This is a genomic window from Bradyrhizobium sp., from assembly GCF_049512235.1.
GTDB lineage: Bacteria > Pseudomonadota > Alphaproteobacteria > Rhizobiales > Xanthobacteraceae > Bradyrhizobium.
This window is the reverse complement of the sequence record NZ_JBEKXH010000261.1, coordinates 1-9,317: the sequence shown is the minus strand read 5'-3', so window position 1 is coordinate 9,317 and position 9,317 is coordinate 1. Positions and strand designations below refer to the sequence as shown.

Below are 9,317 nucleotides of genomic sequence, written 5' to 3'. Positions count from 1 at the left end.
TGACGATCGATGGCGGATTTTCCGCACTGGACAGAGAACGACTTTCGCAGGCATCACAAGAAATCGACAGGGAATCAGACGCCGGCGATGACCGGCGTATTCGGAACGCTCCATGACAGCACCGCCGAAACGCGCCTTTTTTGCCGCCGACAGCGTCGCCGCCCCATTGCGGCTTCCGGTGTTCCGGCGCATCTGGCTCGCCAGCCTGCTCTCCAATCTCGGGCTGTTGATCCAGGGCGTCGGCGCCGCCTGGGCGATGACGCAGATGACCACTTCCGCCGACAAGGTCGCGCTGGTGCAGACCGCCCTGATGCTGCCGATCATGCTGATCTCGATGCCGGCCGGCGCCATCGCCGACATGTATGACCGCCGCATCGTGGCGCTGGTCTCGCTTGGAATAGCGCTTTCGGGCGCGACCTCGCTGTCGGTCCTGGCCTGGCTCCATCTCGTTACCCCGGAGATCCTGCTGACTTTCTGCTTCATCGTCGGCAGCGGCATGGCGCTGTTCGGACCGGCCTGGCAATCCTCGGTCAGCGAGCAGGTGCCGACGGAAATCCTGCCCTCCGCGGTGGCACTAAACGGCATCAGCTACAACATCGCGCGCAGTTTCGGTCCCGCCATCGGCGGCATCGTGGTCGCCACCGCCGGCGCGGTCGCCGCCTTCGCCGCCAATGCCGTGCTCTATATCCCGCTTCTGATCGTGCTGTTTCTGTGGCGGCGCGAGAGCGAGCCCTCGCGGCTGCCGCGCGAGCGTCTCAGCCGGGCCATCGTCTCGGGGGTTCGCTATATCGCCAACTCGCCCTCGATCCGCATCGTGCTGGCGCGGACGCTTACCACCGGCGTGATCGGCGGGTCGGTGTCGGCGCTGATGCCGCTGGTGGCGCGCGACCTGCTGCATGGCGGCGCGCAAACCTACGGCATCATGCTCGGGGCCTTCGGCATGGGCGCGGTGATCGGGGCGCTCAACATCACCGAAATGCGCAAGCGCCTGAGCGGCGAGGCGGCCGTGCGCGCCTGCGCGCTGTCGATGGGGGGCTCCATCGCCGCGGTCGCGCTGAGCCGCGAACCGGTATTGACCGCGGCGGCGCTGGTCGTGGCCGGCGCGGTGTGGATGCTGGCGGTGGCCTTGTTCAACATCGGCGTGCAGCTGTCGGCGCCGCGATGGGTCGCAGGCCGCGCGCTCGCCGCCTTCCAGGCCTCGATTGCCGGCGGCATCGCGATCGGGAGCTGGGGCTGGGGACGGCTGACCGACCTGGCCGGCGTCGAAACCGCGCTGCTGGTTTCCGCCGCGCTGATGTTCGCCTCGCCGCTGCTCGGATTGTGGCTGCGGATGCCGCGGGTCGGCGCCCGCAATGAAGACGCGGAGGATTTGGCCGACCCTGAGGTGCGGCTACAGCTGACCGGCCGCAGCGGGCCGCTGGTGGTCGAGATCGAATATCGCGTCGCCCCCGACAATGCCCGCGGCTTCCACGGCGTGATGCAGGAAGTGCAGCTCAGCCGCCAGCGCAATGGCGCCTATGGCTGGTCGATCGCGCGCGACATCGCCGATCCCGAACTCTGGACCGAGCGTTATCATTGCCCGACCTGGTTCGATTACCTGCGCCAGCGCAACCGCGCGACCCAGTCGGAACGCGCGCTGCATCTGCGCGCGATAGGTTTCCATCTCGGGCCGGATCCGGTGCGCGTCCGCCGCATGCTGGAACGGCCGTTCGGTTCGGTGCGCTGGAAGGAAGACTCCCCGGACCGCACCGCCAGCGAGGTACTCCCGGTGGCGACGGCCGCGGGCGGGAGCACGTAGTTTGGACGAATGTCATTCCGGGGCGCGCGCCAGCGCGAACCCGAAATCCAGAAGTACTCATCTCGAACTTCCCCGATGTGCGATTGCACATCTGAGGTTCGCTCGTTTCACTCGCGCCCCGGAATGACAAAAAACTCACGCACGCTCCGGAATGACAAAACCCGCTACTGCCCGTGTTCGGTCAGTACTTTCTCGCAAGGCTTGCTCAGCCGGGCGCGGTGCTCCTTCAGGCAGGCCAGCACGGCCTGATCGCCTTCGCCCATGACGGCGCGGCAATGACGGGCAACATCGCGGGCGCAGGCGTCATGGCCCTGCTGCTGCGCCGCCGCCCGCGAGGTCATCAGAACAAGCGCAATGATGAAGAGAATTCTGGCCATGATGTCGCGCCTGCCGGTGATGAGCTAGCTGCGTTCTAATGCGCTCAAACCGGGGCCGCAATGCATTTGGCAATGGCTGCAGGTAGGGAATTCGTCAGGCCCGGGCGCGTCCCGGTTATCCACCGCCGTCATGCCCGGGCTTGTCCTGGCTTGTCCCGGGCACCTACGACGGTGAAAGACCGTCGGATCACTTCGCCGCGACCGTGGGCTGCTTGGCCAGATCCCGGTCCATCACAGTCCGGCAGCCCGTGCTCAGATCTGCCCTGTGCTTGAACATGCAGGCGGTGATCCTGGGAATATCGGGGATTTCCGAGCTGCACAGGCGAAAGGCGTCGCTCGTGCACATTTGCTGCGCCTCGGCGCTGAAGGCAAAGCTCGCGCGCGACGACAGCAGCGAGAAGGAAGCGGCGCAAGCCAGCACCAAACCGGCTTGGCAAATGGTCCTCAAGAAAGATGCGGTCATGGTCGGCTCCTGTTGTCCCGGGCTCGGCACCGGCTCGTTTCGGATGGGACTGAGCTTGCCCCAGCCGCCTGGAGCCGACTGTGATGTCCATCACTCCGCCGCCCCGGCTGACGAATCCATTTAGCCGGAGGGAACCGCGCGGCGTTGGGACGACGTTAACGACTATTTCTCATTAATGGCTTAGCGAAAGACGGTGCGTGCTTTTGAGGAAGAGTAAACCATGCGTAATGCGTTAGGTTTGATACTGGCGAGCGTCGTGTCGGCGGTTGCGATCGGAGCCGTCTGGTTTTGGATGGCTTCGGCGCGGGTCGATCTGGCCGCGGCCCCCGATGCCATCCGCGCCCCGCTCGCCGAGCGGCTTGCAGCAGCAGGCGCTCCCTCCAAACCCGCCGCGCATGAGGATGTCGAGGTCACCGCCGCGATCGCGGCCAAAACCCTGGCTTCCGCGCCGCCCAAGGCGGCCTGCGCCAATCCGGACGCACTCGGCGTCAGCCGCGTGGTGGAAATCGATACCACGGGCGGACCGGGGTTCGGTTTCGAGCATTTCAAGCAGTTCGACTTCCTGACCGACAAGGAAGTGGTGCTGACCTTCGACGACGGTCCGTGGCCCTATAACACCCCGGCGGTGCTCAAGGCGCTGGAGGATGAGTGCACCAAGGCGATATTCTTCCCGATCGGCAAGCACACGACCTATCATCCGGAGATTCTCCGGCAGGTCGCCGCGGCCGGACACACGATCGGCGCCCATACCTGGTCGCATGCCAACCTCAATGCCAAGAAAATGACCGAGGAGCAGGCCAGGGACGAAATCGAAAAGGGATTCAGCGCCGTCAAGCTGGCCTTGGGCTTTGCGCCGTCGCCGTTCTTCCGCTTTCCGGAACTGCAGAACAATCCGGCGGCGATGACCTATCTGGGGACGCGCAACGTCGCGATCTTCTCCTGCGACCTCGATTCCTTCGACTTCAAGGCCAAGGACGCCACCCAAGTCATCAACACCGTCATGAGCAAGCTCGACAAACAGGGCAAGGGCATCGTCCTGATGCACGATTTCCAGCGCCACACCGCGGAAGCCCTGCCGACATTGCTGCGCCGGCTGAAGGCCGGCGGCTACAAGATCGTGCAGATGAAAACCAAGACGCCGTTCCAGACCTTGCCCGAAGTCGACGAGGCACTGATCAAGGACCTGAAAGTGCCGACCGCGAGCACGCGTCCGCTCGGCAGCGTGGTGCAGACCGTTTCCCAGTAGAAGCGGGGTTTCCGATTGGCGGTCGGTTAGCGCGGCCTCGTTCAGGGGCCCGAGCTAAAGGCGCGGCGGCGGAGGCGCCGCAACCCGCGGGTATTTGAATTCCGGCGCAAGCACCAGCCGATAGGCTTTCATCCTGGGTTGTTGCCAGGATTCCAGCAGCGCGCCGCAGACGCTGCATTCGGCCCGACCCGGGCGGCCCGGCGCCGAGATCGACTCGGCAACTTCATAGGACGAACCACAGGAGCGGCAGGTAAAGTCTGATATTTTCATGTGAGCAGCATGCCCGGTCTAAGCCAGATCGCATTGAACCAGATCAATGCGTCACTGGAAAGACAGGCGTCGCAAACCTTCGACCTTGCGCTCAATCGCCGCGACGGCAGGGCGCCTGGCCTTTGGCCGGCTGCACCGGCTGGGATCGCGGATGTGACGGAGCGAGCCCCGACGTCTGGCCTGCCGCGATGAATTCGGCCCAGTTGGCATCGGACGACCAGTCCAGATAGTGGGAGATCGCGGCCGCCAGCGCCAGCAAAACCACGATCTGGATGATCAGGGTACGGACGAGCGCCAGCCAAGTGCTGCCGCGATCTCCTCGGTTCTGGTTGCCAGGTGACGCCACGGATGCCTCTCGGAGCAGGATAGCACCGCAAAATAAACCCGTGCCGGCATGCCGATGTGAACCGCTTCACAAAGGGGCGTAAAAATTCTCCGACGGCCCGATCCGGCGGCATGGCTGGATCGAGCCGGCTGCAGTTTAATGGCGCTACAACTTACCAATAGATGCCGTGGCGGTGCAGTTCGTAGATCACGCGGGCTTCGGTGGTCTCGTGCTTGCGCCTTGACCTTTCGGCCCTGACGGTCGCGGCGTGTTTCTCAGGCCTGGCCTGATCCGGCTGTGGCGCTTGCGCCGATATATCGACCGCGGCGGGCCTGGCGACAAAGGCCGGCGTTTCCGCGGGCTGCTGGGCGTCGGAGGTTTTCGGCGCCACGACGGCCTGGTCGGGAACCTTGGACTGCTGCGCGGCGGTCGCTGGATCGTCGCTCGATGCCAAAGTCAGGCCCCGGGTTACGCCTGCCTGCGCGGTGGCGGATAGCAGAACGAATGCTGCGATCAGGACGAACTTACGCATGTGATGCCCCCTGTTGGCTGGCGGTTGGTGGTTGCGGTCTGACGTTGGAGGCAGACTAGGCGAATAGGCCGCAAGGTTATGTGAGGCGGATCACGCTGGCGTTCGAGGGCCAGCCCTGCTGAATGCGAGACATTGTGGATGCCGGCTCGAACTTCCGCCGTATTTTCACGCGCTGTTTTCGCCGACTAAGCGATGCGCGGCCGCTGCCGCGGGGCTTGTGATTACTTTGCAATCGCGTATACTTTGTATCACAAAGTTTGGGGCATCCGATGCGCGATCTCGACAAGGCGCTCGCCGACATTTTCGCCATTCGCAGCCAGATTGCCGCCGGCACTGCCTTTCGCGGCTATGGTCCGGCGACTGTCGCGGCCACCGGGGTCCTGGCGCTGGCCACGGCGTTGCTCGAATTCTGGTGGCTCGACGATCCCTCGGATTACCCGCTGAGCTTTTTCGCCGGCTGGGCCGCGACCGCTGTGGTGTCCTTGGCCTTGATCTGGACCGAGATGCAGGCGCGCTCGCAGCGGCATCATTCGGGACTGGCCGACGCCATGATCCATCAGGCCGTCGAGCAATTCCTTCCCGCCGGCATTGCCGGCCTGGTGCTGGCGGTGATGCTGTGGAAGTTCGCCGCCGAGGCGCTGTGGATGCTCCCCGGCCTTTGGCAGGTGCTGGTCAGCCTCGGGGTATTCGCCTCGGTGCGCTCGTTGCCGCGCAGCGTGGCCTTCGCCGGCGGCTGGTACTTCGTCGCCGGTTTCGGGACCTTGATCCTCGCCAGCCAGAGCCATGCTTTGTCACCCTGGACCATGGGGCTGCCGTTCGCGATCGGGCAGTTTCTGATGGCCGCCATCCTGCATTTTGCATCCGGAGAAACCGATGTCGAAGAATGAAGTAAGTCACGCGCCATTCTCCTATGACGGTCTTGACCGGGTCATGCACGAGAAGGCGAGGCTGGGATTGCTGACCTCGCTGATGGCGCATCCGAAGGGGCTGGCGTTCGCCGACCTCAAGCAGCTCTGCGGGCTGACCGACGGCAACCTCAGCCGTCATCTCCAGGTGCTGCAGGAGGCCGGCCTGGTTGAGGTGACAAAAGGCTATGAAGGCAACCGGCCGCACACCACCTGCCGTCTGACCAAGACCGGACGCCGCCGCTTCCTCGATTATCTCGCCGTGCTCGAGCGGCTGGTGCGCGACGCGGCGAAAGCCGCCGGCGCGCAAGACGCCTCGGCCAGCCCGCTCCACATCCTTCGCGCCTGATCCGATCCTCCCGAACTTTTTTTGCAAGGAAACTTTGTTGTGCAAAGCGATCTCTCTTCGAAACTTCACGTCGGCATTATCATGGACGGCAATGGACGCTGGGCGACGCGGCGGCGGCTGTCGCGGCTGCGCGGCCACGAGGCCGGCGTCGAAGCCATCCGGCGTATCGTCGAAGCCGCGCCGAAGCAGGGCGTGGGGACGCTGACGCTGTACGCTTTCTCGAGCGACAACTGGCGCCGGCCGAAAGCGGAAGTCTCGGCGCTGATGGCGCTGTTGCGGTTTTACCTGGCCAGCGAGGTCGAAAGCCTGGTCAAGAATGGCGTCCGTCTCACCGTGATCGGACGCCGCGACCGGCTGCCTGCGGGCATTGCCGACGCGATCGGCCGCGCCGAGCAATCGACCGCCGACGGCGCTGTGCTGCACCTGCGGATCGCGGTCGATTACTCGGCGCGCGACGCCATCCTCAAGGCCGCGGCGCTCGCCGCCGGCATGGGCGATCTCACCCGCGAGGGTTTTTCCAGGCTGGTTACCGGCGAGCCCTTTCTGCGCGACGTCGACCTTGTCATCCGCACCAGCGGCGAGCAGCGGCTGTCGGATTTCATGCTGTGGGAGAGCGCCTATGCCGAACTGCATTTCACCCAGCGGATGTGGCCGGAATTTCAGGCGGAGGATCTCGCGGAAGCGCTGGCCTCATTCCACCGGCGCGAGCGGCGCTTTGGCGGATTGCAGCCGGAGCTGCAGGAGATGGTCGGCGAGATGGAGATGAGTGTGTAGGCGCATACAACCTGCGCGAGCCTCCTCAGATGGTCCGCGTGCGTTTAATTCAACCAATAGTGGCAGCGCTTCGGTGGCCGCAGTGGACATCTCATGATTGCCCAAAGAATTCGCTTTAAAGTTTTGCGGGAGTGAATTATCGCTCGCTTGAGCTCGACCGTTGACCCAAGAATACGGCGAGCGACGCGGGGGGATTGCCATGCGCGTAGCGCTCGAAATCAACTTCGCCCTCTGGGGCATGATCTTTTGTGTCGCGCTGAAAGCGATGCATGATTTCGCGATCCTGTAGTCGCGCACCCGCAACATGCCGCAAGCCGGCGCACGATGGATGCCCGGCTGACTTGCCCGAGGCATCGCCGAATTAATCGATAATTTACCCTAGCGAGCGACCCTGCCCCCGGGGTTGCGCCAGTCGTCGCCGCCCGCAAAGGGTCCGATCATGACGATCATGACAAGGTGGCACCTCCTGATTCCGCTCACGCTGGCCCTTGGCGCCGGCGCCGGGATTGCAAGCGCCCGCGGCGAGACGCTCACCGGCACCGCTTCGGACAGGCCTGCTCCCGTCCATGCCCGGCCGGGCCTTTCCGCCGGGAACATCGCGGCAACGACCCCGGCACGGGCATCCGCCGCAACCGCGTCATCGCCGGCCGATCGCGCGGCGCAGCTGGCCTTGCTGCCAACAAACTCGCCGGAATGGTGGGCCCTGCACGACGCGATCGATGTCGAGGCGGACCAGAGGCTTGCGAAGTCGCTGATCATCTGCAGCGGCTGCTTTGCACCTGACGCCGCGCACCAGACCGGCGCGATCAAATAAACCGGCGGAAAGCCGGCGGGCGACCCGGCTTGTTTTCATCAGGGATCACGATCGTGGATATCTCCACGGCGGGATTTGTCGGCCCGACATTGGCAAACTTTGCCATAGGTGGTACGTTCTGCCCGGATCTAGGGAGAATTCGGATATGCCGACTCGGAATATCAGTCTGACGCCAGAGCAGGACGCCTTTGTCGAAAGCGTGGTCGAGGCGGGCGAGTATCAGAATGCAAGCGAAGCCGTTCGCGACGCGCTCCGGGCACTGCAACAGCGGCGACGCGAAGACGCGTTGAAGCTCAAAGCGTTGCGCGTGCAGATCAAGGCCGGAGTGGACGCACTCGAAAGAGGAGAATTCACGGAAGTCGATGCCGTCGATCTGGAGGGCTACCTGGAATCCCTGGCGGTCGGGTCGGGCACGGACGCGCGCTGATCCCGATGGCGCGATTTCGTATATCGCGGCTCGCGAGAGCAGACCCTGTGCGTATTCTTGCCACCAGCGCCGAACGGTGGGGAACTGAGGGCAGGCGCCGTTATGCCGCGGTGATCGCAACGGCCATGCGCCAGGTGGCGAGTGATCCGGACGGAGTCGCGACGCGGGATCGCAGCGAGTTTCTGCGCGGCGTTCGCAGTTTTCACATCCGCCACGCCCGTGCGGACGACTCGGCGCCAAAGGTGATGAGGCCGGCCCACATTCTCTACTACCGCGCAATCCGGCCGGGCCTGGTCGAGATCGTCCGCGTATTGCACGAACGTATGGAGCCAAGTCGCCACATCAGCGAGGCCTCCGAAGATTGAGTGGCCTCGCGCGCCCGGATCAAGCGCTGAATCAGCGCTGACGCCCTTCTCGGCGCCGCCATGTTTAAAAGCTCTCCCCCGTCTGCATGCCCAATGGTACCATTTTTCCAGAAGGTTCCTCGGGCTGTTTTGGGCCCCCACTGGTGCGCTTTGGGACTCCTGGGGTGGCGAACATGGGGGCTTGCTTCGGTTTGTCTGGGGCGCCACGGTATTGCCGATGAAGATGACCGCAAATATTCCATCGTCCGCCGCCGAGGTAGTCGCCGATCCCGCCGCTTTTCTGCGTGCGGTGCGTTCGGGCTATCATATTGTCGTACCGGATTTTGATTATCGCGCCGCCGCGGCATTGGCGGATGCTTTGGCAGAGGAGGAGTTGCTTGAAGAAATGCTTTCTTACCGCAGGACTGTGACCGGCGTTGAGAACACGATATTCATTTCGCCCAAGGGCAGCACGCAACACGCGGCACGGATCAAACTGGCCATTGATCCGCCAAATGGTATCGATCCGAGCGGAGAAACTGCGTCCATCGCGATTTCCGATGGGGCTGTGAAGGCGGGGAGCGTTATCCCCTCCGCGCTGCTCGGGAGAGTGCAGCAGTTCATTGAGCTCAACCGCGCTGCGTTGATCGATTATTGGGAATATCGCATCGACACCGAAGAATTACGGCGGCG

Annotated in this window: 14 protein-coding genes; 9 read left to right on the top strand and 5 right to left on the bottom strand. The window is 63.9% G+C overall.

The annotated features are described in order from the left end of the window. Nucleotides 1–112: 112 nt before the first annotated feature. The gene (locus ABSG20_RS22130; RefSeq protein WP_423866646.1) at nt 113–1,798 is read left to right on the top strand and encodes an MFS transporter; all 1,686 of its coding nucleotides are present in this window, start codon (nt 113–115) and stop codon (nt 1,796–1,798) included. 164 nt (nt 1,799–1,962) lie between these two features. On the opposite strand, the gene ABSG20_RS22125 is transcribed toward ABSG20_RS22130, so the two are convergent. Together ABSG20_RS22125 and ABSG20_RS22120 are read right to left on the bottom strand one after the other, a co-directional pair. Further along, nucleotides 1,963–2,175, bottom strand: a complete 213-nt coding sequence (locus tag ABSG20_RS22125; protein WP_423866645.1) for a hypothetical protein — start codon at nt 2,173–2,175, stop codon at nt 1,963–1,965. 187 nt (nt 2,176–2,362) lie between these two features. Continuing rightward, nucleotides 2,363–2,638: a hypothetical protein gene (locus tag ABSG20_RS22120; RefSeq protein ID WP_423866644.1), complete on the bottom strand. Its 276-nt coding sequence runs from the start codon at nt 2,636–2,638 to the stop codon at nt 2,363–2,365. Nucleotides 2,639–2,858: 220 nt separating this feature from the next. Here ABSG20_RS22120 and ABSG20_RS22115 point away from each other — a divergent pair, with 220 nt between their 5' ends. Beyond that, the gene (locus tag ABSG20_RS22115) at nt 2,859–3,884 is read left to right on the top strand and encodes a polysaccharide deacetylase family protein (protein WP_423866643.1); all 1,026 of its coding nucleotides are present in this window, start codon (nt 2,859–2,861) and stop codon (nt 3,882–3,884) included. 54 nt (nt 3,885–3,938) lie between these two features. Here ABSG20_RS22115 and ABSG20_RS22110 read toward each other — a convergent pair whose 3' ends face one another. The 3 genes from ABSG20_RS22110 to ABSG20_RS22100 all read right to left on the bottom strand — a co-directional run bounded on the left by ABSG20_RS22110 (nt 3,939) and on the right by ABSG20_RS22100 (nt 5,011). Next, nucleotides 3,939–4,154, bottom strand: coding sequence for a hypothetical protein (locus ABSG20_RS22110; RefSeq protein ID WP_423866642.1), 216 nt, complete (start codon nt 4,152–4,154; stop codon nt 3,939–3,941). A 91-nt stretch (nt 4,155–4,245) separates the two neighbouring features. Continuing rightward, the gene (locus ABSG20_RS22105; RefSeq protein WP_423866641.1) at nt 4,246–4,500 is read right to left on the bottom strand and encodes a heme oxygenase-like domain-containing protein; all 255 of its coding nucleotides are present in this window, start codon (nt 4,498–4,500) and stop codon (nt 4,246–4,248) included. A 151-nt stretch (nt 4,501–4,651) separates the two neighbouring features. Then, entirely contained in the window at nt 4,652–5,011 is a 360-nt protein-coding gene (locus ABSG20_RS22100) for a hypothetical protein (protein WP_423866640.1), read from the bottom strand. Nucleotides 5,012–5,280: 269 nt separating this feature from the next. On the opposite strand from ABSG20_RS22100, the gene ABSG20_RS22095 reads away from it, so the two are divergent. From ABSG20_RS22095 to ABSG20_RS22065, 7 genes are all read left to right on the top strand, one after another. Continuing rightward, nucleotides 5,281–5,898, top strand: coding sequence for a hypothetical protein (locus ABSG20_RS22095; RefSeq protein WP_423866639.1), 618 nt, complete (start codon nt 5,281–5,283; stop codon nt 5,896–5,898). Next, nucleotides 5,885–6,265 (top strand): transcriptional regulator, encoded by a 381-nt coding sequence (locus ABSG20_RS22090; protein WP_423866638.1) that lies wholly within the window; start codon nt 5,885–5,887, stop codon nt 6,263–6,265. Before ABSG20_RS22095 ends, ABSG20_RS22090 begins: the two co-directional genes overlap by 14 nt. Before the next feature lie 39 nt (nt 6,266–6,304). Continuing rightward, nucleotides 6,305–7,039 (top strand): di-trans,poly-cis-decaprenylcistransferase, encoded by a 735-nt coding sequence (locus ABSG20_RS22085; protein WP_423866637.1) that lies wholly within the window; start codon nt 6,305–6,307, stop codon nt 7,037–7,039. 439 nt (nt 7,040–7,478) lie between these two features. After that, the gene (locus tag ABSG20_RS22080; protein WP_423866636.1) at nt 7,479–7,853 is read left to right on the top strand and encodes a hypothetical protein; all 375 of its coding nucleotides are present in this window, start codon (nt 7,479–7,481) and stop codon (nt 7,851–7,853) included. 145 nt (nt 7,854–7,998) lie between these two features. After that, nucleotides 7,999–8,280, top strand: a complete 282-nt coding sequence (locus ABSG20_RS22075) for a type II toxin-antitoxin system ParD family antitoxin (RefSeq protein WP_423866635.1) — start codon at nt 7,999–8,001, stop codon at nt 8,278–8,280. A gap of 5 nt (nt 8,281–8,285) precedes the next feature. Beyond that, the gene (locus ABSG20_RS22070; RefSeq protein WP_423866634.1) at nt 8,286–8,645 is read left to right on the top strand and encodes a type II toxin-antitoxin system RelE/ParE family toxin; all 360 of its coding nucleotides are present in this window, start codon (nt 8,286–8,288) and stop codon (nt 8,643–8,645) included. A gap of 217 nt (nt 8,646–8,862) precedes the next feature. Then, nucleotides 8,863–9,317 (top strand): hypothetical protein (locus ABSG20_RS22065; RefSeq protein WP_423866633.1); only part of this gene is annotated, 455 nt, incomplete at its 3' end.

What these genes read in the sequence shown, in the direction of transcription:
- ABSG20_RS22075 (WP_423866635.1), top strand. Translation starts at nt 7,999, where the DNA reads ATGCCGACTCGGAATATCAGTCTGACGCCAGAGCAGGACGCCTTTGTC.
- ABSG20_RS22110 (WP_423866642.1), bottom strand. Translation starts at nt 4,154, where the DNA reads ATGAAAATATCAGACTTTACCTGCCGCTCCTGTGGTTCGTCCTATGAA.
- ABSG20_RS22120 (WP_423866644.1), bottom strand. Translation starts at nt 2,638, where the DNA reads ATGACCGCATCTTTCTTGAGGACCATTTGCCAAGCCGGTTTGGTGCTG.
- ABSG20_RS22070 (WP_423866634.1), top strand. Translation starts at nt 8,286, where the DNA reads ATGGCGCGATTTCGTATATCGCGGCTCGCGAGAGCAGACCCTGTGCGT.
- ABSG20_RS22115 (WP_423866643.1), top strand. Translation starts at nt 2,859, where the DNA reads ATGCGTAATGCGTTAGGTTTGATACTGGCGAGCGTCGTGTCGGCGGTT.
- ABSG20_RS22080 (WP_423866636.1), top strand. Translation starts at nt 7,479, where the DNA reads ATGACGATCATGACAAGGTGGCACCTCCTGATTCCGCTCACGCTGGCC.
- ABSG20_RS22100 (WP_423866640.1), bottom strand. Translation starts at nt 5,011, where the DNA reads ATGCGTAAGTTCGTCCTGATCGCAGCATTCGTTCTGCTATCCGCCACC.
- ABSG20_RS22095 (WP_423866639.1), top strand. Translation starts at nt 5,281, where the DNA reads ATGCGCGATCTCGACAAGGCGCTCGCCGACATTTTCGCCATTCGCAGC.
- ABSG20_RS22125 (WP_423866645.1), bottom strand. Translation starts at nt 2,175, where the DNA reads ATGGCCAGAATTCTCTTCATCATTGCGCTTGTTCTGATGACCTCGCGG.
- ABSG20_RS22090 (WP_423866638.1), top strand. Translation starts at nt 5,885, where the DNA reads ATGTCGAAGAATGAAGTAAGTCACGCGCCATTCTCCTATGACGGTCTT.
- ABSG20_RS22130 (WP_423866646.1), top strand. Translation starts at nt 113, where the DNA reads ATGACAGCACCGCCGAAACGCGCCTTTTTTGCCGCCGACAGCGTCGCC.